At 44.4% G+C, this 23,940-nt stretch carries 20 protein-coding genes; 6 read left to right on the forward strand and 14 right to left on the reverse strand.

Annotated features, from left to right (window positions below):
* Positions 1 to 205: 205 nt before the first annotated feature.
* From CXF69_RS06925 to CXF69_RS06945, 5 genes are all read right to left on the reverse strand, one after another.
* On the reverse strand, positions 206 to 820 hold the full coding sequence (locus tag CXF69_RS06925; RefSeq protein WP_101205205.1) for a hypothetical protein: 615 nt from the start codon (positions 818 to 820) through the stop codon (positions 206 to 208).
* A gap of 62 nt (positions 821 to 882) precedes the next feature.
* Complete coding sequence (locus tag CXF69_RS06930; RefSeq protein ID WP_101205204.1) at positions 883 to 1,512, reverse strand: hypothetical protein; 630 nt, start codon at positions 1,510 to 1,512, stop codon at positions 883 to 885.
* A gap of 124 nt (positions 1,513 to 1,636) precedes the next feature.
* The gene (locus CXF69_RS06935) at positions 1,637 to 2,386 is read right to left on the reverse strand and encodes a PhnD/SsuA/transferrin family substrate-binding protein (protein ID WP_101205203.1); all 750 of its coding nucleotides are present in this window, start codon (positions 2,384 to 2,386) and stop codon (positions 1,637 to 1,639) included.
* Positions 2,387 to 2,389: 3 nt separating this feature from the next.
* Positions 2,390 to 2,884 carry a PAS domain-containing protein gene (locus tag CXF69_RS06940; RefSeq protein ID WP_101205202.1) on the reverse strand — a complete coding sequence of 165 codons (495 nt, stop codon included), beginning with the start codon at positions 2,882 to 2,884 and terminating at the stop codon, positions 2,390 to 2,392.
* Positions 2,885 to 3,061: 177 nt separating this feature from the next.
* Positions 3,062 to 3,424: a roadblock/LC7 domain-containing protein gene (locus CXF69_RS06945; RefSeq protein ID WP_101205201.1), complete on the reverse strand. Its 363-nt coding sequence runs from the start codon at positions 3,422 to 3,424 to the stop codon at positions 3,062 to 3,064.
* Positions 3,425 to 4,046: 622 nt separating this feature from the next.
* Here CXF69_RS06945 and gdhA point away from each other — a divergent pair.
* Complete coding sequence (gdhA, locus tag CXF69_RS06950) at positions 4,047 to 5,393, forward strand: NADP-specific glutamate dehydrogenase (protein ID WP_101205200.1); 1,347 nt, start codon at positions 4,047 to 4,049, stop codon at positions 5,391 to 5,393.
* Between the two features lie 114 nt (positions 5,394 to 5,507).
* On the opposite strand, the gene hutI is transcribed toward gdhA, so the two are convergent.
* The 5 genes from hutI to hutU all read right to left on the reverse strand — a co-directional run bounded on the left by hutI (position 5,508) and on the right by hutU (position 12,916).
* Positions 5,508 to 6,833, reverse strand: coding sequence for an imidazolonepropionase (gene hutI / locus CXF69_RS06955; protein WP_101205199.1), 1,326 nt, complete (start codon positions 6,831 to 6,833; stop codon positions 5,508 to 5,510).
* A gap of 57 nt (positions 6,834 to 6,890) precedes the next feature.
* Positions 6,891 to 7,949 (reverse strand): formimidoylglutamase, encoded by a 1,059-nt coding sequence (gene hutG, locus CXF69_RS06960; protein WP_101205198.1) that lies wholly within the window; start codon positions 7,947 to 7,949, stop codon positions 6,891 to 6,893.
* 23 nt (positions 7,950 to 7,972) lie between these two features.
* Entirely contained in the window at positions 7,973 to 9,535 is a 1,563-nt protein-coding gene (gene hutH / locus CXF69_RS06965; RefSeq protein ID WP_101205197.1) for a histidine ammonia-lyase, read from the reverse strand.
* A gap of 226 nt (positions 9,536 to 9,761) precedes the next feature.
* The gene (locus tag CXF69_RS06970) at positions 9,762 to 11,126 is read right to left on the reverse strand and encodes a YjiH family protein (RefSeq protein WP_198551531.1); all 1,365 of its coding nucleotides are present in this window, start codon (positions 11,124 to 11,126) and stop codon (positions 9,762 to 9,764) included.
* A gap of 71 nt (positions 11,127 to 11,197) precedes the next feature.
* Positions 11,198 to 12,916 carry a urocanate hydratase gene (gene hutU / locus CXF69_RS06975; protein WP_101205196.1) on the reverse strand — a complete coding sequence of 573 codons (1,719 nt, stop codon included), beginning with the start codon at positions 12,914 to 12,916 and terminating at the stop codon, positions 11,198 to 11,200.
* 385 nt (positions 12,917 to 13,301) lie between these two features.
* Between hutU and CXF69_RS06980 the strand changes: the two genes are divergently transcribed.
* The 4 genes from CXF69_RS06980 to CXF69_RS06995 all read left to right on the forward strand — a co-directional run bounded on the left by CXF69_RS06980 (position 13,302) and on the right by CXF69_RS06995 (position 17,102).
* The gene (locus CXF69_RS06980) at positions 13,302 to 14,075 is read left to right on the forward strand and encodes a UTRA domain-containing protein (protein WP_101205195.1); all 774 of its coding nucleotides are present in this window, start codon (positions 13,302 to 13,304) and stop codon (positions 14,073 to 14,075) included.
* Positions 14,076 to 14,522: 447 nt separating this feature from the next.
* Positions 14,523 to 15,359: an amino acid ABC transporter substrate-binding protein gene (locus CXF69_RS06985; protein ID WP_101205194.1), complete on the forward strand. Its 837-nt coding sequence runs from the start codon at positions 14,523 to 14,525 to the stop codon at positions 15,357 to 15,359.
* A gap of 74 nt (positions 15,360 to 15,433) precedes the next feature.
* Positions 15,434 to 16,117, forward strand: a complete 684-nt coding sequence (locus CXF69_RS06990; RefSeq protein WP_179797881.1) for an amino acid ABC transporter permease — start codon at positions 15,434 to 15,436, stop codon at positions 16,115 to 16,117.
* Between the two features lie 241 nt (positions 16,118 to 16,358).
* Positions 16,359 to 17,102, forward strand: a complete 744-nt coding sequence (locus tag CXF69_RS06995; protein ID WP_057761251.1) for an amino acid ABC transporter ATP-binding protein — start codon at positions 16,359 to 16,361, stop codon at positions 17,100 to 17,102.
* Positions 17,103 to 17,215: 113 nt separating this feature from the next.
* Here the strand turns inward: CXF69_RS06995 and CXF69_RS07000 are convergent, their stop codons facing one another.
* The 4 genes from CXF69_RS07000 to CXF69_RS07015 all read right to left on the reverse strand — a co-directional run bounded on the left by CXF69_RS07000 (position 17,216) and on the right by CXF69_RS07015 (position 20,919).
* Positions 17,216 to 18,169, reverse strand: a complete 954-nt coding sequence (locus tag CXF69_RS07000; RefSeq protein ID WP_101205193.1) for a DMT family transporter — start codon at positions 18,167 to 18,169, stop codon at positions 17,216 to 17,218.
* 222 nt (positions 18,170 to 18,391) lie between these two features.
* Positions 18,392 to 19,039, reverse strand: coding sequence for an anthranilate synthase component II (locus CXF69_RS07005; RefSeq protein WP_101205192.1), 648 nt, complete (start codon positions 19,037 to 19,039; stop codon positions 18,392 to 18,394).
* 72 nt (positions 19,040 to 19,111) lie between these two features.
* Entirely contained in the window at positions 19,112 to 20,530 is a 1,419-nt protein-coding gene (locus CXF69_RS07010) for an anthranilate synthase component I family protein (protein ID WP_102078346.1), read from the reverse strand.
* Positions 20,531 to 20,643: 113 nt separating this feature from the next.
* Entirely contained in the window at positions 20,644 to 20,919 is a 276-nt protein-coding gene (locus CXF69_RS07015; RefSeq protein ID WP_102078345.1) for a Trp family transcriptional regulator, read from the reverse strand.
* A 502-nt stretch (positions 20,920 to 21,421) separates the two neighbouring features.
* Between CXF69_RS07015 and CXF69_RS07020 the strand changes: the two genes are divergently transcribed.
* Positions 21,422 to 23,509, forward strand: a complete 2,088-nt coding sequence (locus CXF69_RS07020) for a TonB-dependent receptor domain-containing protein (RefSeq protein ID WP_102078344.1) — start codon at positions 21,422 to 21,424, stop codon at positions 23,507 to 23,509.
* The last annotated feature ends 431 nt before the right edge of the window (positions 23,510 to 23,940 follow it).

Here is a 23,940-nt window from a genome sequence, read left to right on the forward strand (position 1 = left end):
GTATTGTTATTGCTGCGTAGAGTTGGCTGATATCAGGGAGTGATATAGATAAAAATGGTACGAAAAAGATTTGCATGAGCATAAGCAGTGCGCTTGATTTTAGCTAAGCGCACTGCTTATGCTTGCGTAAAAGATCGAGCTTGAGCATCAAATCAGACGATGCAACGAAATGAATTAAGCGAGTTAAGTCAGTTAAGAGATCTCCTTAGTTAAGAAATCTCAATCCAGAGGTTTTGAGTGCCCATACCAGCTCGACAAAGGCACGACTGTTGGTCAGAGGTTCGCCATCGATGATAAGGACGTAGCCTGCATTATCTATCCATAAAAATACAAAGCTGGTCTCAGGAATGAGTAGGTCGACCTGCTGAAAAAACGAGATTGCCTGACTCTCTACTGCCCAACCACGTTGCTTTTGGCGGAGCATAAAGCCTGAAAAATCAGCGGCGGCGACACTGAGCATGTCTGCTTCTTCTTGACTATAGCCAACTCGCGCTAAACAAAACCCTTCATCAGAGCCGATCGCGGCACGGCGTTTACCAGATAAGCTCGCCACGACATAAGGCAAAAACTGGTCCAATGGTAAGTTAGGCGCTGGTAAAAATAGTGACAGTTTTTCAATCCAGCCTTGTTCGATAAAACTCTGTAGCCAGTCATTAGAATAACGCTGAAGCCAGTCAGCAGCGAGCAGTGTCTGATCATAAGACAGCAAATCCTGTAATGCCAACTGCTCATCAGTCGGTTCGTTCTGTGAAAACGCTTCAAAAATACCAGCTGGCGTCAGGGTAAGATAGGTTTTATCAGCATTTAAGTAAGAAGACATAGCGGCTACCATAGTGATGAAAGGGTGATAAAAAATATTTAAGGTTATAAACGAATGACAATCTATCGTGTAGTAGAAGGTCTAATAGTTTGATCGAGATGTTGTTGGCAGTTGTCCCAGCGCGCATCGAACTGCCAATCACTTCTACCCAAACGGAACCATACCAACGAAAATGCGAGACGATCATTGCGCGCAGTACAATGGGCAAAAAACTCATTTTCGATTTGCTCAATCGTACCCCAGTCTTCGTCCTCACGCGCTTGCATCAGCTCAGTGGTGATGTCTTTAGCGATTTCTCGGGCATCGTCGCTGCTGATACGTAGTCGTTGCTTTTGCTCATTGAGAGAAGGGGATACCAGCACACTCCAACGAGTGGCCAACATACTATTGCGCTGGATGTATCTTTTTTTATCAATACAATCACGAAAGCCTTGCTGGACATGAGGATACAAACGATCTTTGATACGAGTAAATAGGTTATTTACATCGTATGGAATATCAAACCAGCAACCATAAAAAAAGTCAGCCACTGCACCCTGTAGCGGTTCTTTCTCGGTCAATAACAAAGCTGCATTGATACGCTGCTCATGAAAATGACGGTTGTTGGGTGCCAAAAATACTTTACGAGAGTAAAACCGAAATACTCGGTGCGCGACTCTTTCATTTTCTTTGATCAGGTCTGAATCAGACATAATAATACTCTCCTGTCATCGCTATTATTACGACGGTGCTTGCTTCAGTGATAATGATGTCATACGACAAGCGATGATGTAATCCAGAGAAATAGCGCTTGATATCAATATAATGATTGAGCGACTAATCCAATAACGTTTGCATCAAATCAATCATAAATTCGGCATCTTCTTCGCTCATTGGCTCAAACCCTTGAGGCATACCAAGCTCAGCCAATGCTTCTTTACCATCGTCATCGTTGTGCAAATTGAGGATGGCCTCTAGGAAGATTTGTGCATCGGGAAAGTCTTCTTTAACAAGGAGTACATGACTGATATCAGCCAAGTCACTTTCGATAAGTACTGATAGCTGAGTCTTGGTCAAGCGTGAGAAGCTATGAAATATCTCTGCCAAAAAGAACGCGACTTGGGCTTCACCTTTAATGACTTTTCGGGCAGCCGCTTGATAGGTCTCGGTCACATCCCAGTTGAGATCAGACGCTTCTATATCGACGGCTTCTAGCAAGCGCAAGCCAATCAGTTTGACATCTCGGTTGTCGGCCATCGCGACAGTAGCCCCTGCTTGAATGTCTTCCAAACGGCTGATAGTGCTATTGGCAGCGGCTGCAATGATCATCTCGTCAGATTTACCGATAGGTCGGGCAATGGCTCGATAGCCTTGCTCGCGGATGAGAGTGGCTGCATCAAAAGGGTTGGCATAAATGATTTGAATGTCACCGGCACTAATGACCTGCTCTTGCTCAGCGTGAGAGGCAGGGATATTGAGATGCATGTTTAAGTTGGCACGTTTTTGAATCAAGGTGTTGAACATGTGCCAGCCTGCAAAGCGATCAGGCGAAAAATCAGGGGCGATTAACATATTGTGTGTCGTCATGAGTTAGCCTTCCTCATCTTGTTTCATTTGGGCATATTGAGTCATCGCCGCTTCAATTTTGCTGCGTGATGGTTTGCGTCGTACCGAGGTGTAGCCGACGGTTTCACCGCGACGCACGTTAGGCACCACAGTGGCATAGACCCAATAATGACTGCCGTCTTTGCATAAGTTTTTGACATAGCCATGCCACTTTTGTCCAGACTCGGCAGTACTCCATAAGTCTTTATAGGCAGCTTTTGGCATATCAGGATGACGCAAAATATAGTGCTGTTGGCCAATCAATTCATCTACATGATAGCCACTGATTTCGACAAAGGCGTCGTTGACGTGAGTGATGATACCGTCGAGATTGGTACGCGAGACAATCAGTTTGCCATCTGGGTAGGGGCGCTCTATACCAGTATCATAGACAGTCCGTGACGTGCCATCATGATAAGTCATCGTGATTTGCTCAGCAGGCATATCGGGTTTGTGTGCATCAGGGATTGGAGAACCCATGGTCATCTCCTTCGTTGATCGTTATATCGTCAATCCTCTATAAATTGAACACGGTGTCAGCCTTGCTTAGTCTACTACTTGTAGTACTCTCACTCGGCTTTCTTGCGTTCAAATTATATTGAACCGACTATGTTTATAGTGATTAAAAAGCTAATAAGTTCGATAAGCAGTCGCTAATCAAATGAGCTTTGCCAATGCTTCTGAAGCACGCTTAATATCTAGGAATATCAAGCCAAGCTTGGCGTTGGGTTTTGCCATGATGGTAAGTACGGCTTCATCGCCTGATGAGGTCATGATGACATAGCCTTTCTCGCCTTGAATCATAATGCGATCGATACTACCGCGTGCCAACTCGCGTCCTGCACGATCACCCAATGATAATAATGCTGCTGACATAGCACCCACGCGATCTTCATCCACGCCGATTGGTAGAGCTGAAGCAATCATAAGACCATCGTTAGAGATTAGCGCAGATGCTTCAACATCTGCTGATGAACTGTTTAAGTCTTCCAATATCTGCTGAAATGAATCTGTACGCATATCGCTTTCTCTGTACTGGTGATTGGTTTTTTATTTATGAACTAATGAAGTTAGTCAAAAATATTCTTGTTTAAAGAAAGGTATTATAAATCCTTACTAATAATATTGATATACATTTGCCCAATTAAAAGTAAATTTTTTGGACTTTTGTGCCTTTTGTCGTCAAATCATTACCCCTTATCTTTATTTTTTCGAGGAAAATGGTGGTTTTTTATTATGTCTAATCGATGAGCGGTTGAAGACCTAGCAAGATCCTTGGTATTTTTTTGAATAGAGGTATTCTTTGTAACTATAGATTAATGTCCACCATTGCTATCAAACGGAGCCGCTGAAATTTAGCTAATAAAAATCGCTTATAGATTCTTATGATGAAGATATTTACTAGACTTATAAGTCTCAAAAATGATATACAGTCATGAGGGGATAAATGTTGACACTTCTAAATGCGTTATAAAAATACAAATTGAGTCAGCTTTTTTGATCCTATCAGTCTCTATACATAATCTTGTATAGGGGCGATTTCAGTTTTACATCAACGTTTATAATCCTTTTGTTTACTCAATATGTTGTAGCGTCGATGTAAATAATTACTATCACCAGTTTTATCCTAAGGAAGAAATACATGAGCATCAGTGAAGCCATCCAAAAAGTCGAAGCACGTTATGCCCATCAGCCCGAATTCATTCAAGCAGTAAAAGAGGTGGCAATTACGATTCAACCTTTATACGATGCGCATCCTGAATATAGTACGTTAAAGGTATTCGAGCGTTTGGTAGAGCCTGATCGGGTATTTGGTTTTCGTATCAATTGGGAAGATGATAAAGGCGACGTGCAAGTCAATCGTGGCTGGCGTGTGCAGTTCTGTAATGCTTTGGGCCCTTATAAAGGCGGTCTTAGATTCCATCCTACCGTCAATCAGTCGGTATTAAAGTTCTTAGGCTTTGAGCAAATCTTTAAAAATGCCCTAACTGGTTTGCCTATTGGTGGCGGTAAAGGTGGGTCAGATTTTGATCCTAAAGGTAAAACGGACAGTGAGATTCGCCGTTTTTGCTATGCCTTTATGCGTGAGCTACATCATTACGTGAGCAAAGACATGGATGTGCCTGCTGGTGACATCGGCGTCGGTGGTCGAGAAGTTAGCTATATGTTTGCGATGTATAAGAATTTAACGCGTGAATCAACAGGGGTTATCACTGGCAAAGGCGTGGGCTTTGGTGGCAGCTTGATGCGTACAGAGGCGACTGGCTACGGTGCAGTCTACTTCTTAGAAAATATGCTCATCGCTCAGAACGATAAGCTTCAAGGCAAAAAGGTGCTGATATCAGGAGCAGGTAATGTCTCATTACATGCTGCCGAAAAAGTGAATGCGCTAGGTGGTATGGCAATAACTGTCTCTGATTCACAAGGGACGTTGCATGATGAAAATGGTCTCAATCAAGAAAAAATTGATTGGCTCAAAAAACAAAAGCAGCAAAACAAGCCTTTAGCAGAGTATGTTGATGTTTATGGTGGCGAGTGGCTTGCCAAACAGAAACCGTGGCAGTTTGAAGCTGATATTGCGATTCCATGCGCTACTCAAAATGAAGTCAATGAAGCTGATGCCAAATTATTGGTCGAAAATGGCGTGAAGTATGTGGTGGAAGGCGCTAATATGCCGCTCACTGCGGAAGCAATTGATTGTATCCGTTTGCACCGTGTTCATTATGCACCTGGTAAAGCTGCTAATGCGGGCGGGGTAGCAGTATCTGCGCTTGAAATGTCGCAAAACTCTGTCCGTCAATATCAAACCTTTGAGCAAGTCGATGAGCGTTTAAAAGGTATTATGAAAGATATCCACGACAGTGCTGCGAATGCTTCAGAACAATATGGTCAAACTGACAATGGTTATGTCGATTATATGGCTGGTGCCAATATGGTTGGCTTCAAACGTGTGGCTGATGCGTTGGTCGCTTTTGGTATTTTGAACTAGTCTTACTTATAAGTGGTAAACAAGCCTTAGTGGTTGGTTAATATGGACAAATAGCAAAGCCCCAATCATTGAATGGTTGGGGCTTTTTAATTGAGATAAACAAAGGTAGATTGATTATATTGTGTCGCGCCATTGTCCTTGAACCATGATGCCTTGGATGGGATTTAGCCCCATCTGATAGGCCAAGTCAGCAGGACGAGCGATATTCCATAGCGCTAAATCGGCATCACAGCCGACTTCTATTTTTCCTTTATTAGGTAGACCCAATGCTTGTGCTGCGTGAACAGTAACTCCTGCCAAAACCTCTTCAGTGGTTAAGTAAAATAGCGTACAGCCCATATTCATCGTCAATAACAGCGACGTCAACGGTGAGGTGCCGGGGTTACAATCAGTTGAAATTGCCATAGGGACGTGATGCTTGCGCAGTGCCTCAATCGGTGGCAGCTTGGTATCACGTAAAGTATAAAACGCTCCGGGCAATATCACCGCAACCGTATTGCTAGCAGCCATTTTCTCTATGTCAGTTTCTGATAAATGTTCTAAATGGTCGCTAGATAGCCCTTTGTATTCGGCAACTAAGGCGCTACCACCAATATCAGATAATTGCTCAGAATGAAGTTTGACTGGCAGGTCTAAGGAGCGTGCAACCTCAAAAACGCGTCTAATCTGATCGCTACTAAACGCAATGTTTTCACAAAAGCCATCGACCGCATCGACTAAGCCTTCTGCATGCAGGATTGATAGCCACTCGCAGACTTGCTCGATATAGTCGTCGGTACGGTCTTGCAAGTGAGACTTATATTCAGGTGGTAAGGCGTGCGCTGCAAGATACGTGGTGCTGACGTGGATGTCGTATTTTTCGCCAAGCTGGCGCGCGACGGTAAGCATTTTGCGCTCAGTGTCTAAGTCGAGACCATAACCTGACTTGATTTCGATGCTGGTGACGCCTTCTTTCATTAGCGCGACTAGACGTTTTTCACTTTGGGAAAATAGCGATTCAATACTGGCGGCGCGGGTGGCACTAACGGTCGCGACAATACCGCCGCCTTGTGCAGCGATGTCTTGGTAACTGGCCCCTTGCAAACGCGCTTCGAATTCATTGCTGCGGTTGCCACCGTAGACAATGTGCGTATGACAATCGATAAGCCCAGGCGTTAGCCATTTGCCATCGGCGTCTGTAACCTGATTGTCTTGATAATGTGGCAGATGCGTCGTGATTTGCTCTTGTGCCCCAATCCATGCAATCTTGCCGTCTTTAATACCGATAGCCGCGTTCTCTAACTGACCATATGGGATACTACGAGCGTCTTCATTCTTATCATTATTAAAACCATAGTGCGCTGAAAACGTCGCAATATTGGCATTGATAATGAGTTGATCAAACGATGTCATAGTAGATTTGTCGAGCGTCTGCTCTTTAAAATTTTCTGATTCATTCATAGTATGCTCCTAATAATTGGGAGGCGAGTAACCTGTTAAGACCTTTTTTTGTAAGAGCTAGCTGACAAGTAAGTGCTGTTCTACAATCGTTGCCAGCAGTCGAGCAGCGACTTTGCAGCTACGACTATCCACATCAAAGGTCGGGTTGATCTCAGCAATATCTGCCATTTTTACTTTGCCTGATGACACAATCAGCTTGACCATACGCTCAACAAAACCAAGCTCAATACCAAAAGCAGCAGGCGCACTGACACCCGGAACGACACTAGAGGGGAGACAGTCCATATCAATAGTGAGATAAATAATATCAACCTGATCTATGAAGCTTTTGACCTGCTCGGCAATTGTGTCCCAAGGTTGATAATGACAGTCTTCATCACTAATAACCTGTACGCCCAGTTGCTCAGCGCGATCAAAGAGCGCGGCGGTATTAGAAAAGTGACTGACGCCAATACAGCAATAATGAAAGGGCTGATCGTGTGCGTCAAGATGCTCGGCAATCTGGCGAAACGGTGTACCAGAGGTTGCTACATCAGACTGACGAATATCAAGATGGGCATCGAAATTAATAATCCCGATAGTAGGCGCTGTGTTTGTGCTGATAGTTGTATCGTTTGCCTTTTCTAAGGCCTGCCATAATCCCAAAAAGCTACCATAAGCAATGGCATGACCACCGCCAAGCCCGATGGGTAATCCACCTTGCTTGACGATAGTGCCCACTGCATCGGCATATTTGATCTGAGCTTGCTCAAGAATACTGTCGGCAAAGCCATCATTATCATCACAATGAATGTCGCCAGCATCACCCAATAAGGTTGATAATTGACTATCAAAACGTTGTTGCAAATCAGCGATGACTGGCAGCGTAGCAAAAGCTCGACGAATCAATGACGGTGCAGCTCTAGCACCCACGCGGCCTTGATTGCGTCTGACGCCTTGATCACAGGCAAAGCCAATTAGCCCAATGTTTTGATCCTTGTAAGGCTGAGCAAGCTGATACCAATAGCGGGCACGCGCATTCTCAAATGACTCTGCACGTCCTGTCCACTGGGTCATATCAGCAGGTGTATGGCTAATGCGTGTGGTCGTCGTTGCTGTTGTTCTCGCTGTTGTCATCGCTGCTCTCCGCACATTAATATTTATTTAGACTCGTACCAATCGCTGCGTAGTGACTGCCAGTGTTCAGCAAGCGTACCGTCTAATACTAACTGCTTGGCCGCTTCGATATCAGGGGCTAGGTAGCGATCTTTGTCATAGAAAGTCACTTGCTCACGTAGTTTTTGATGTGCCACAGTCAACGGCTCTGACGTATCTAGTCCACGATGGAAGTCAATGCCTTGACCAGCAGCTAATAGCTCAATACCAATGATGGTGGCGGTGTTTTGCGCCATCTCGTATAGGCGGCGTGCGCAGTAGGTGGCCATGGATACATGGTCTTCTTGGTTAGCCGAGGTCGGGATACTGTCGACGCTACCAGGATGGGCGATAGATTTGTTTTCTGAAGCCAGTGCTGCTGCGGTTACATGAGCAATCATGAAGCCTGAGTTTACCCCAGCATTATCCACTAAGAATGGCGGTAAGCCACCTGATAGAGTTGCATCGATCAGTAGGGCCACACGGCGCTCAGACATCGAGCCAATCTCAGCGATTGCCAAGGCTAAAATATCCGCGGCAAAAGCGACTGGCTCAGCATGGAAGTTACCACCCGATATGGCGACAGGGCCATCCTCATTATTAAAGATAAGTGGATTGTCAGTTACTGCATTGGATTCAATTAATAAGGTTTTTCCTGCTTGGTTGATGATATCAAGACAGGCACCCATGACTTGCGGCTGACAACGCAGGCAGTAAGGGTCTTGCACTCTATCGTCTTGCTCACCATCATGTGAGGCACGAATAGCGCTACCTTTGATTAATTGACGGTGTGCTTTGGCGATTTCGATTTGACCATGATGGCCACGTACTTCGTGAATACGCGCATCAAATGGTGAGTCTGATCCTTTGGCAGCATCAATTGATAGTGAGCCGACAATAGTGGCGGTCTCAAGTAAATCACGCGCTAAGAAATAACCACGTAATGCTAGAGCAGTTGAGACTTGCGTACCGTTAATCAGTGCAAGGCCTTCTTTGGCTGCAAGAGTAATAGGCTCAAGTCCATGCTTTGCTAGAGCGTCAGCAGCAGGTACTTTTTTGCCAGCAACAAACACATCGCCTTCACCCATCATCGCCAGCGTCATATGTGATAATGGCGCTAAGTCACCAGATGCACCAACTGAACCTTTGGCTGGAATATTGGGTGTGATTTGATTGTTGATTAAGCCAAGTAAACTGTCTACCACTTCGCGGCGTACACCAGAAACACCTTGCGCCAGACTGGCAACTTTCATCACCATAATTAGTCGTACGACGCCTGCAGGGAGAGCTTCACCCGTGCCCACTGAGTGAGAAACGATTAGGTTACGCTGAAGTAGCTCAAGCTGATCATCACTGATACGTGTCTTAGCAAGTAAGCCAAAACCAGTATTGATACCATAAGCGCTTTTATCTCGCGCAATGATGGTACGTACATCTTCGTGCGAGGCATCTATCGCCTCATAAGCGCTCTCAGGTAGTGTCAATATGACAGGCTGCTCGTAGATATCACGTAGCATCTCAAAGCTAAGCTGGCGAGGGTGTAGGGTTAGTTGTTTGATGTCGTTCATAGGGGTAATCCTAGTGTTGTAAGTCACATAGCCATTCCACTATAAAAGTATTACAGCGTTAACCTCGCTTGAAGTATCACATATACATCTACACTCGGTTGCCTTGTACTACTTTTAAATTGAATCGACTATATGGGTTATATTATTTTTGATTCGTATCTTTATTAAAATGAAGTTGTTAAAAGGATTTTAATCAATGCAATATTTATTATTGAGTTTGAGCTTTTTAGCCAATCCAGTTGAAATACATAGCCAGATGTCCGAATGCCGCAGCCAATAAAATACTAAGTACAACGCGCTCGAACCAAATGATGACCATTTTGCCAACAGAGACAGGAATCTCGGTCGCAAGCACACACGGAATCATGGCCGAGAAGAACAGCACACTGCTGATGGAGATTACCCCTGCGACATAGCGTGTCAGAATATCTGCCTCACTTAGCAATAATGCTGGCAAGAACATCTCAGCCAATCCCGCTGACATGCCTTTGGCAGCGACGAGCGGTTCTGGTAAGCCGCCAAGCCATGTAAATGGATAGAGAAGCAAGCCCAAGGCATCGAAAACGGGTGTATATTTTGCTAACAGTAATCCTGTTAAGCCAACAGCTATGATAGAAGGCACAATAGCGGCTGCCATCGTTAGACCGTCACGAAAGTTAGACCACAAGATTTGTTTGAGGTCAGTGGCACGGCGCGAAGTGGATAAACCTACATCAAACGCAGCTGCTAGCCGTGTACCACCTTTATGGTCTAAAGCGGGACGTTCAACGCTATCATCAAAGAGCCTGATAGGCGGAATACGAGCAGTAATCGCAGTAACAATAAAGGTAATCACTAGCGTAGACCAAAAGAACATATTCCAAAATTCCATCAGATCAAGCGTTTTGGCAACAATAACCATAAACGCCGCTGATACAGTCGAAAACCCGGTCGCAATGATAATGGCTTCACGCGCTGAATATTGCTTTTGCAAGTACACACGATTGGTGATGAGTAAGCCAATGGAGTAGCTACCGACAAAGGAAGCTACAGCATCAATCGCTGATGAACCTGGGGTTTTCCAAATAGGTTTCATAATCGGCTGCATGAGCACACCAACCATTTCTAATAAGCCAAAGCCAACCAAGAAGGCCAATATTAGTGCCCCAAGCGGTATAATCATGCCGACTGGTAAGGCCAGTTTTTCAAACAGAAACGGCAGCATGTCCTTTTCCATCATAAAGGTAGGCGCTATGTCAGCCACATACATCACTGCCAACATCAGACCGATGATCTTGAAAGTCGTCATAATCATATGAGTGATATTCTTATGCCACGAGCCGTCGATAAATGGTTTACTCACGCCGTAGAGCATGAGTAAAAACAATAGCGTGACAGATAAAGTATGCTGCTGCGTCACTAAGTAGGTCGCGCCATGATCGAACAATATCGTGCTTTTTTCACCAATGGTAAACGGCACAAAGAACATCACTAGACCGATAGCACTAAAGACAATCAGCTGTATCAGTGCCACAGGCTTTGATAGCAGTTTTTTTGACGATGTCGTTGCATGGCCATCATGCAGATCAGAGGTGGTGTCTTGTTCAATCATATTATCCTCCTTGATAAATAGGCGATTATGTCCTTATGCCTAGCTACAAGCTCATAAGGACAGAGGGCAAATTATTTGAGCATTGGCAGGTTTAAACCATAATCTTTCGCTGTCTTAATCGCCAACTCATAACCAGCATCGGCATGACGCATGACGCCTGAGCCGCAGTCATTGACCAGTACTCTTGACAAGCGTTTGGCTGCGGCATCTGTACCGTCCGCCACGATGACCATGCCTGAATGCTGCGAGTAGCCCATACCGACACCGCCACCATGATGCAGTGATACCCAAGTGGCACCGCCTGCTACGTTCAGCATGCCGTTTAATAGTGCCCAATCAGATACCGCATCTGAGCCATCTTTCATACTTTCTGTTTCGCGGTTTGGACTGGCGACAGAACCTGTGTCTAGGTGATCACGACCAATTACAATTGGGCCTTTTAGCTCACCGTTTTTGACCATCTCATTAAATGCCAAACCTGCCTTGTCACGCTCACCAAGACCTAACCAGCAGATGCGAGCAGGCAAGCCTTGGAACTGAATACGATCTTTTGCCATATCGAGCCAGCGGTGGATATGCTTGTTTTCAGGGAACAGCTCTTTGATTTTTTGATCGGTCTTATAGATGTCTTCTGGATCACCTGATAGCGCTACCCAGCGGAATGGGCCTTTGCCTTGGCAAAATAGCGGACGAATATAAGCAGGGACAAAGCCTGGGAAATTAAAGGCATCTTTGACCCCTTCATCAAAAGCGACCTGACGGATATTATTACCGTAATCAGTCGCTGGAATGTCCATCGCTTGCAAGTCTAAAATCGCTTGGACGTGTACGGCACAAGACTGAGCAGCGGCTTTGGTCAGTGCTGCATGTTGCTCTGGATCTTCTTGAGCAGCTTTCCATTCCTCTACTGTCCAACCGCTTGGTAGATAGCCATTGATCAAGTCATGCGCTGAGGTTTGATCGGTGACCAAGTCAGGCTTCATACCGCCAGCATTAGCACGCTTGACCATCTCAGGCAAGATATCTGCGGCATTACCAAGTAGAGCAATAGAGACGGCTTCGCCCGCGTCCGTATGTTGTTTGATTAACTCATAAGCATGGTCAAGATCGTCTGCTTGCTTGTCGACATAACCCGTGCGCAAACGGAAATCGATACTAGACTGCTGACATTCGATGTTCAATGACGTTGCACCCGCAAAAGTTGCGGCTAGTGGCTGCGCGCCGCCCATACCGCCCAGACCAGCGGTTAAAATCCAACGACCCGCCCAGCTACCGTCATAATGCTGACGACCCGCTTCCACAAAAGTCTCATACGTACCTTGGACGATGCCTTGCGTGCCGATATAAATCCAGCTACCAGCAGTCATTTGACCGTACATAAACAGGTCTTTGCGATCGAGCTCGTTGAAGTGCTCCCACGTTGCCCAACGCGGTACAAGGTTGGAGTTGGCAATCAATACGCGTGGTGCGTTTTCATGTGTTTGAAACACGCCGACTGGCTTACCAGACTGTACTAGCAACGTCTCATCATCTTCTAATTCTTTTAATGACTCTAAGATTTGATCGTAGCTTTCCCAGTTACGGGCTGCGCGTCCGATACCACCATACACGACTAGGCTTTTTGGGTTTTCTGCTACATCAGGATGCAGGTTGTTTTGCAGCATGCGATAAGGGGCTTCGGTCAGCCAGCTTTTGCAATGTAGCGTGCTACCGGTAGGCGCAGCAATATTACGGCTCTCATCGCGGCGAGTCAGTTTAGTCTCTTTGTTGGTTCCGTTGTCAGTAGTCATGATCATATCCTTGTGATAGCGAATAGGGCGATAAAGTCATCAGAGTAAGTGTCTTACAGTCAGTCTAGATATTCATTTACTAAGTATTTATCTACTACTAAGTATTCATCTAAATTCATAAAAATATCGAATCGATAAAGCAAATTTTCTAGCACTGCTGTAAAGTTGTATATACAAATTATCAAAGATACTTTTTTCATGCAAGGTTTTTTTTCATGAGCTGATTATTTTTGTTATTCACTCAGCCGATTTAGATAACACCGAGTGAGATGAACAATCCCCTAGTCAATACTGAACGCTCAGACATTTTGACTAAGGCTTGCACGGTGGTCTCGTGATATTATGTGGTCATTCCTATTAGCAAAACTGACGGTCAAAGGCGGATATGACAAAGACGATTCCGGCGTATCAACGTATAAAAAACGCCATACTAGACAATATTCATTCTGGTAAGTGGCAAGCGGGCAACGCGATTTCGACAGAAATGGCATTGGCTGAAGAGTTTGGTGTGTCACGAATGACGGTCAACCGTGCGCTAAAAGAGCTGAGCGAGGAGCGGGTGTTAGAGCGTCGACAAGGGTCGGGCACGTTTGTCGCGCAGCAACAGTTCAATCATACCTTTGTTGAGGTACGCAACATCGCTGAGGATTTAAAGTCTGCCAATCGTGATTATGAGGCACAGGTCGTGAGTAAGCGTGTTATTACAGCTGATATGCTCGATAATGAATTGTGTCGTAAGTTTGGTATTAGTGAAGGGGCTGTGATTGATGAAGAGGCTACGTCTGTAAACGCGGTTGCTCAGACAGATGCTAGTGATGAAGCTGTCCTGTATGAAGTAAAAATCATTCACTTTGCCGATGGTCAGCCCATACAGTTTGAAGAACGTTGGGTCGATGCCAAAAAAGTGCCGAAGTTTATCGATCAGGATTTTAGTGTGGTCAATACCAGTGATTACTTAATTGCCAAAAGCCCTCTAGAGAGTGGTAGCTATACCATCCGAGCATTGGCAGCGCCAAATGAGATTGCTGAGTTTTTGCAAATTGCGCCGCAGTCACCAACGCTTGTGTTGCGCCGGCAGACCTATTCGGCTGGCCAAGTCGTTACCTTTGTCAAAATGTGGCATGCGGGTGATCGCTATCAGTTCTCAGGCGAATTGTAGCAGATATAGTCAAGCCTATATAAATCCGCTACATCGTTATCCTCGCTAAGCATACTAATGTATAACTTGCACTTGGTTTGCTTGTATCGAAATTATATTGAACTGACTATAGCTTACGTATGCTCACTGATTTTGTACGTTTTTCTGTCTAAAGTGAGATACTATATCCATAAGCTGCTATTTAATAAGATAGCAATTAGCGTTAATTAAACTCGCCAGAATATTTGAACAATCGCTAAAAATTAAAATATAATATAGAAACAGTATTGAAAAATAGCTCAAATAGCCTCAAATCGGGCAACCAAAGCCGAATATCATAGAGGAGCTTATATTGTTCTTCTGTGTCGGCTTGTCCTATTTATTAGCACCGTATATTTTATTAGTGCTGTGTGTCTTATTAGCATTATGCGTTTTTACTTTATTCATTCACTCTTATAAGGACGTCTTATGAAACGTCGTACTCTTTTAGCCCTTGCCGCCAGCACCATGTTCCTTGCCGCTTGTGGTCAATCTGCTACCAACGAAGCCGATACCAGTGCAACTGACAGCGCTGCAACAGGCGGTTCTGATTTGCTACAACGTATCAACAACGGCGGCACTATCAACGTCGGTACAGAGGGTACTTATCCTCCGTTCACGTACCATGATGAGAGTGGCAAACTAACGGGTTATGATGTTGAAGTAACGCGTGCAGTCGCGGATAAATTAGGCGTAGACGTTGAGTTTAAAGAAACCCAATGGGATGCGATGCTAGCTGGTTTGGATTCAAAACGCTTTGATATGGTGGCTAACCAAGTCAGTTTGACCACGCCTGAGCGTAAAGCAAAGTATGACAAATCAATGGCTTATAGCTGGTCAGGTGCGGTTGTATTGGCACCTACTGATGACAACCGTTATAGCTCGTGGGAAGGTCTAAAAGGCCTACGTACGGCGCAATCACTTAGCAGTAACTACGGTGAGCTTGCAGAGCGTTATGGCGCAGAGATCGTTCCTGTCGATGGTATGGCGCAAGCGATTCAGTTAGTGAAGCAAGACCGTGCTGACTTTACGATGAATGACAATCTAGCAGTATTGGATTATCTAAAGAAATTCCCAGATTCTGATCTTGAGATTAAACTGACAGCACCTGCTAGTGAGTTGCGTGGTTCAGGCCTAGTGCTTATCAAAGGTGATGATGAAGTTGTAGCTAAATTAGATGAAGCAATGGCTGAATTGGCGGCTGAAGGTACGCTAACTAAGCTTAGCGAACAGTTCTTTGGTGCTGATATAAGTCAACAAAAATAATGTCAGTTTCTATCATGTCAGCTTCTGTAATGTCTACATCATGGTTCGCGGACTTATTGGCAGTATTGCCATTTATGAGTCCTGATCGAGCGCAGATTGTCATCTCGTCGTTTTGGCCAATGCTCAAGGGCGGTATCTATTATTCGATACCGCTGGCATTGATCTCATTTGCGATTGGTATGGCCATTGCACTGACAGTGGCATTGATTCGTATCATTCCGCGTGCTACTTGGTTCCATGAAATTATCTATCGGCTCGCTCGCGTCTATGTGTCTGCGATTCGCGGTACACCGATGCTGGTTCAGCTATTTATTATTTTCTATGGTCTGCCAAGTGTTGGGGTGAAGCTTGATCCCTTTCCTTCAGCGATTATTGCATTCTCATTGAACATCGGTGCTTATGCATCGGAGACAGTGCGTGCTTCGATTTTATCGATACCAAAAGGACAGTGGGAAGCAGGCTCGACGGTTGGTTTGACGTATCTACAGACTTTTCGTCATGTGATTTTACCGCAGGCGCTTCGAGTGTCGGTGCCGCCGTTATCTAATACCTTTATCAGTCTGGTAAAAGATACCTCACTTGCTTCACTGGTACTGGTCACTGAACTATTTAAACAAGCGCAGATTATCACAGCTCGTAACTATGAGTTTATGCTTGTCTACACAGAAGCGGCAATTATCTACTGGGGTATTTGTCTGTTCTTGACCTTCATCCAAGGCAAGCTTGAAACTAGGCTAGACCGTTATGTAGCAAAATAAGCTACGTAGTAAAATAAGTTATGGCTCAATAGACACTCGCAAATATAGACTAGGGCGTGTCATCATTTAGATAGCGAGGCTTAAAATGAGATAAATAGTAGTCAAATGAGGAAAAAATTGCAGAGAATATAGGTATATTCACAATATTTTTGACGATATTTGACAAGATTTAGCCATTTTAAGACCGCTAAATGATTGAATGGGCTAATTGATGACACGCCCTAGTACAACAGGAATTTTTATGATCAAAGTCACTAATATTCATAAAGCCTTCGGTGGCAATCAGGTGCTAAAAGGCATCGACTTGACCATTAATAAAGGCAAAGTGGTCGTAATATTAGGACCTTCAGGATCGGGTAAAACCACCTTTTTGCGTTGTTTGAATGCGCTAGAGATTCCTGACCAAGGTGTGATTGCTTTTGATGACGATAGCTTGAGCGTGGACTTTGCGACTAAGCCAAGCAAAAAAACGCTACTAGCCTTACAGCGTAAATCAGGTATGGTATTTCAGTCTTATAACTTGTTTCCACATAAGACAGCCATTGAAAACTTGATGCTTGGGCCTACGGTAGTACAGGGGCAAAGCAAAGCGCAAGCCCGTGAGCAGGCATTGGTACTACTAGAGAAAGTTGGACTGTCGGACAAAGCGGATCTCTATCCGTTCCAGTTATCTGGTGGTCAGCAGCAGCGTATTGGTATTGCCCGTGCGCTTGCTATTGAGCCGTCATTATTACTGTTTGATGAGCCAACCTCTGCACTTGATCCAGAGTTGGTACAGGATGTGCTAGAGACAATGAAGCAGCTCGCCTCTGAAGGTTGGACGATGGTCGTAGTGACTCACGAAATCAACTTTGCTCGTGACGTTGCCGATCATGTTGTACTGATTGAGGATGGTCATGTGGTCGAAGAAGGCAGTGCCAAACAGCTCTTTGAGGACTCAAAGCATCCTCGTACGCAGGCATTTTTGCAACGTATTGAGCAGTAAATACGCTTGTTTTTGCGTAAGTAATCAAACAAAAAAGCCCCAATCATGATGCTATGGTTGGGGCTTTTTTTGTCGAAATAAATAGGATATATCTCAAATGAGTAGACAGTAAACTATACTTTTTGTCGTTGTTTTAACCAGCGAGGTACACGAGTGGCGGTACCATTTAATACAGCATTCAACAAAGCCGCCAGTAAGATAAGCGCCACACCCAAATACTGAATCCAAGACAAAGATTGATGTAGTAACAGCATCGCGAGCGCAATCGCAGTCAATGGCTCAAAAATCGTAAATACCGATGCACGAGTGGCGGGCAGCTTCTCCAATGCCTTCATATATAGCCCAAATGGCACGACGGTTCCCAATAATGACAATCCTAAAACATAGCCCCAAGTCATTAAGGGGAGATCTAATAGCTGATCATAAGTGTTATAGGTCTCAGGCAAGAGCAGTAGTACGCCAGCACTAATGATAATGGAAGTGAAAAATACCAAAGGGGCAGGGTGAGCATAATGCATCGCGCGCTTGCCCAATACACCATATAACGAATAACACATCCCGGCTGATAGACCGAGTAAAATACCCCAGTTAACTTTTGCTTGTTCACCTAACATCGTCAATCCAACACCAAATACTGCCATTAGTGCTAGCAACACTGATTTCCGAGTGATGGACTCACTCAGTAAGAATTTTGAGAACAATAAACTAAATACGGGCGCGGTATAGAGTAAGGCAACGGCAGGGCCAGCACCGACATAACTGACCGCAAAAAAATAGCAGACCGACATGCCAAGGACACCTATCAACGACTGCATCGCCAGTCCAAGCCATTGTTTTGGCTGTAACTTGATAAGGTGGGGCCACAGTGTTGGTAGCATGGCTAAGATGATAAAGGCTGCCGTGACGATGCGTAATATGGTTACTTGCCAACCACTAAATCCAATTTGGTTTAGGTAAGTCGAGAATATACCCAATGTACCCCAGCAAATAGCAGCCGTGATGATTTGAATGGTGCCTAGCCATGATTGATGCGAGTGGGTCGTCATTCCGTTGTCGATGTTTGCCATACTGTTTTCTTCTTACGCTCTAAGTGACACAAGATGTTGTAAGATTGCTATTGATACAATCTCTCCAAGCAATACTGAAATAAGAAAAGACAACCTGATTAAAGGCTGTCTTTTGTTTATTCTTTTGAGTCTATCACTAAAAGATAATAAGTGGCTACTAGGTCGTGGTCTAAATTTAATCGACTGTCATTTAAAATAGAAGGCGTGGCTGGATAGTAGTGCTTACACCTGCAATAAAAAATTACTTAGCAATCGCTTAGCGCCTTCAGTGGCAAACGACTCAGGATGAAACTGTACGCCTTGAATTGGGTACTCTTTATGCGCCAGTCCCATAATCTCATCCCCTGTCAGCGCTGATTCAGCAAAGCTTAAGTCAGCACGGCTCTCATTAGCGACTACTGAGGTAATCGTAAGACAGCTTGGGATGGTGTCGGCTTTTACCACCAGTGAGTGATAGCGCATGATCTCAAGCTCTTGTGGCAAGCCTTGATAGATACCTGAATTATCATGGCGAATTGATGAGACCTTGCCATGCATCGGCACACTGGCGCGTACCACATCACCGCCGAACACATGAGCGATGCCTTGCATGCCGAGGCACACACCCAGTAGTGGCTTCGTTTTACCCATTACTTCGATCACTTCGGCACAGATACCAAAGTAGGCCGGATCATCGGGAGAGCCTGGGCCAGGTGAGATAATGATTCTATCAAGATTCATCGCTTGCACATCTGCTAAGGTAATTTCGTTATTGCGTTTAACGATGACGCTGGCTTCTTCATCACGGTCTAAGGTTTGCAAAATCTCACCCACGTATTGGTAGAGATTGAAGGTAAACGAGTCGTAGTTATCGATAATTAAAACATTCATGGGTCATAAACTCTTTTGTAAAAATAGTGCTAGGTAAAATATGGTCAATTTATTCAGTACGTTTAGCTTCAATTATGATTGCATAAAGCTGTCTAATACGACTTTCATCGCCGACAGTTTACGCTGAATCTCTAAGTATTCATCGGCTGGGTTTGAGTCGTAAACGTTACCGCCGCAAGTTTGAGCATAGGCAGACTCGCCATTGATAAACAGACTGCGAATAGGAATGGCAAAGATACAATCACCATTGAAATTGAACGAGCCTAATGCACCGCCGTAAGCACCGCGACCATCCGGCTCTAGCTCGTTGATGACTTTAATGGCTTCTACTTTAGGTGCGCCTGATAGCGTCCCAGCAGGGAAATTGCTAGCAAGGGCACTAAACATATCTTCGTTAGGATGCAAGATACCAACGATTTCAGAAGAAATATGCTGCACGTGAGAGAAGCGCTTAATGTCCATGAGGCTACGTACTTTTACCGTACCAAATCGTGCCACACGGCCAATATCATTACGATGTAAGTCGACTAGCATATTGTGCTCGGCAATCTCTTTGTCATCGTTGAGCAAGGCGCGGGCAAGCTTACGGTCTTCGATCACATCGGCGCCGCGCTTGGCAGTCCCTGCGAGCGGATAGGTTTCCATTTCACCCTGACGCAAGCGGAATAACAGCTCAGGCGAGGCACCAATGATGCATTGCTGCGCAAATTTCATAAAATACATATGCGGTGATGGGTTAACGGCACGTAGCTTTTCATAAATCGGCATCTTGTCACCGGCAATACGGTACTTAGACTTAAAGCCTACCTCGCACTGAAAAATACGCCCAGCGATGATGTCTTCTTTGACTTGCATGACGACATTGGCATGCTCTTCTTGGCTCATGCCATCACCTAAAAATTCAACTTTAGGCGCTTCATAGCTAGGCGTTGGCTCATCGAGTAGAGCTTTGATTTGCTCGATGCGTTTTTCTTGCTGAGCAGTTGGGTAATAAAAATAGAAAATTTCCCCAGTCATCTTATCTAGGGTCAATCCATCTAGATACACGCCAAACTTAAATGGTTCAAAATCTTCGCTGGCTTTTGCATTGAGGCTAGGTTCAAAGAAGTTCACGCAGTCATAACCCAAATACCCGACCAGACCGCCGCTTTGGTCACGGGCGATAACATGCTGCGGTGTTATATCACGCAATAGCTGATAAGGGTTGTCAGTTTGATAATGACTTACCTCAGCAGTTTTATTATCGGTAATCGCAAGCGTATTGCGATCTAATGCGGCGATAGTTGTCACAGGGTCAAAGCCGATCGCATGATGGCGCGAGATATGGCTGTCTTCACCTAATGATTCGAGTAAATAGCAGGTATCAAACGCGCTTTCGATACGTTTGAATAATGCAAAAAAATCGATATCTTGCGTCAGTTTGATACGTTGTGGTTTGCTCGGGATATCGATAGGAGCAGGCTTGGTCTGTATGCGAGTGCTAGAGGTCATAACAAAGTCCGAAAAGGTTCAAATATGTGTTGATTAATAAGTGTTGATTAATAAGTGTCGATTAATAAGTATAAGAGTCGTCAGTAAAAAGCTAAATACTGTTGTTCAAAGGGTTAAGAGCAGTCTCTATGAGTAGCCAGTAACGCGCTGACATCATGGCTTTGCTTGGCCTTGGCACCGCGAGAGACAGTGGCGATACCAACACCTAGTTGCTCTGAGATATCACGTTGGGTGATGCCACGATCTAGCAAGTCAAAGATACGAATGCGGTTGGCAATGTCGTGCTGCTCTTTATCTGTCAGCAGAGCACTGAGCAGCTTTTCGATATCTGCGCTATTAGTACAGTTGGTCAAATGTTTCACTAAGCTCTGATAAGGATCGGTAGTCATAATAGGTAATCTTAGCCAAAGAAAATAGATAGGTCGTTTATTGAGCGATTTTTCGCTGAGAACTATCTTGTTTCAGTATTCTAGTACAGTAGTACAATAAAAACAAGTGATGAGTTAAGTTAATAGCAGACTGCTATAGACGTGATAAGCTCCTACGCCTGACTACATATAGCCTTAATACATAGCCAAAATCATATTAATTGATAAGTTTATAACCAGTATCGAAGAATTTTTGCACTCTCTCAGTATATTAAGAGCTAAAACAGAGAATTTATTATATTAATTATTGCCAAAGTGTTAATAATTCGTTATTATGCCTCTCATTATTTAAACGCTAATCATTATCATTAACATTAATCATGTTATTCGCAAGATGAGTTAAGTATTTCAAGGTATTTAATCTTCTGGTAGGCACTATTTTAAGGGTTTTTTCGATGATAGCCCTTAAAAATAATTCTAAACATTCTAATTTCTGACAGTAAACAAAGTGAGTAAATGTGTTATGCGCGAAGTAAAGTTATCTAGCAGGTTGACTGTGCTATCTATGGGTGTAGCAGCGGTATTGTGTGCACAAGCTGCCAGTGCCGCAACGGCAGCAGATATGCCAAACACGACATTGCAAACGATTACCGTGACAGCAAATAGCTCTGTCCGCGATAGTGTACAAGAAGACTCTGTCTATATAGATGACTATACGCCAGCAGCTCAAGCAAGCCATCTGAGCGATTTTCTGGACGTCGTACCGGGGGTAAGCGTAGGCGGTACCTCATCAGTCAACCAACGTATTCGTGTACGTGGTCTTGATGATACCAACCTAAAAGTAACGATTGATGGCGCACGTCAAGAAGGCGCGTTGTTCTACCATATGGGTGATGTCACGATTGATCCAGATCTGCTAAAACAAGCAGAGGTGTCAGTGGGCAATAACTCAGTGACGCTCGGTAATGATGCTATCGGCGGTGCGGTTGCTTTTGAGACAGTCGACGCGGCAGATTTACTTAAGCCTGGTCAAAAAGTAGGTGCTAAGCTGCATGCAGGCTACGGCAGCAACAATGATGAACTGCTAACCTCAGCTACTGTGTATGGTGCGCCAACAGAAAATATTGATTTACTGGCTTATTATGGCAAACGCGATGCGGACGCTGGTGAAGATGGTAAAGGCCGTAAAATCCAAACGGAAAACAGCGAAGGCGAAAACATCTTATTAAAAGCGGGTGCGTATGTCGGTAGTGATCATCATGTAGGCGCTAGCTTTAGCCGTACCGAAAACAAAGGCAAGTTCCCATTACGTCCAGATTTTCCTGCTGGTGGTTGGAACCCAATCATCCCGCAGGAAGTCAAACGCGATACCTATGCGCTTGACTACGCATACAGTCCTGCCAACCAGTTGGTCAATGTAGACGCCAATGTATATCAGACCAGCACGCAGATTTTGCGTAACTCTGATGGCGTACCTGGGTTTGAGTTTGATGCGGAAGTCAAAACCACAGGCGGCAAAATACAGAACACCAGTATCGTTGATAGCAGCATCATCAACGGTGTGCCAGGGGTTCATAAGTTCATCGCTGGGGTTGAGCATTACAAAAAAGAATCTGAGATGGCGCGCGATTTTGGCAAGGCGAGCACTGATGAGGCAACCAATACCTCAGTGTATCTGGAAGACCAATGGCAGATGGGTAAGCTTAGTTTAACGCCAGGCGTCCGTTATGACCGTTATGAGTCACCAGAGTATGTATCGGCTGGCAAGACTTATGACAATGTCGTTGGCGCATTGGCTGCCAGTTATGAGATTGCACCGCGTACCCAGCTATTTGCGAGCTATACGCAGTTATTTAATGGTCCAGATCTTAGCCAAGCGATCTTTAATTCCGACGGTGTTGATACCTATGTGAACAATGACCTAAAAGCAGAAGAAGGTGACAATGCAGAAGTCGGTATTGCGACAACGCTCCGTGGTTTGACCATGGCTGATGACTCTTTAAAACTGAGCGCTAAGTACTTTGAAACCAATATCGAAAACTATATTGAGTTCGTACGTGCAGGTGGCAGTAGAACTGGTATGAATTGTACCACTGGGCAACTAGGTACAAGTGCTGCCCCTGAAGCCTGCCAAGGTGTCATTAATAATGACGAAGATTTTAAGATCAAAGGCGTAGAGTTATCAGCTGATTATCGCGCAGATAATTTCAACATGGGTCTAAGCTATGCTCGTGCACGTAGCAAAGGCGAAGATACAGGTTACAATATCTCTTCTGTCAGTGGCAGTGGCTCTGAGTCTGGCGATAAGTACATGGTTAACCTAGGTTACGCTCCAACCAATACTACTGAGCTTGGCTGGCGCAGTACTTATGTCGCCGATGTGACACCGAATACCGCTGGTGATGACAACGAAAAACCAGGCTATGATGTGCACGATATCTTCATGACTTACACGCCAACTCAAATCGAAGGTTTGAAGGCCACGCTAGGTGTATACAACATCTTTGATGAGACTTATGCAAGCCATGCGTCACGTAACTCTATCGATGATGCCTATACTGATTTTGAAATGGGACGTAATATCAAAACGTCTTTAACTTATCAGTTCTAATCTAGCTTATCGAATTTAAGTCTAATCGTACTTATAAAGTCAGCTGTCTTATACGGGAGCTGGCTTTTTTTACGAGATTTTTGAGAGTGCGATTTATCTAAGATTAGATGTTAAGTTGCTTGTTCGGTAGAAGGTGAGGCTACCGTATAAATAGCATATGAGTTAAATCGTATGCGAGCACTATGCCAATACTCTAAACAACAGCGAGCTATCATCGAAGCTCATTTATATCTTTCAAATTATCAGGAAATAGTTGTGAGTGAATATGGGCATAGAGTAAGTAAACGTCGAACTTTTGAATCTGACACATAATGTTTCTAACTGGCCGAGTTATCATATTGGAAATATCGACAAGGTTTGACAGGGTAGCGCTTATACAACTGAAACTATCAGGCATTTCTATAAATATATTGAGCATTAATTCAACCGTT

This window comes from Psychrobacter sp. Choline-02u-9 (assembly GCF_002836505.1).
GTDB lineage: Bacteria > Pseudomonadota > Gammaproteobacteria > Pseudomonadales > Moraxellaceae > Psychrobacter.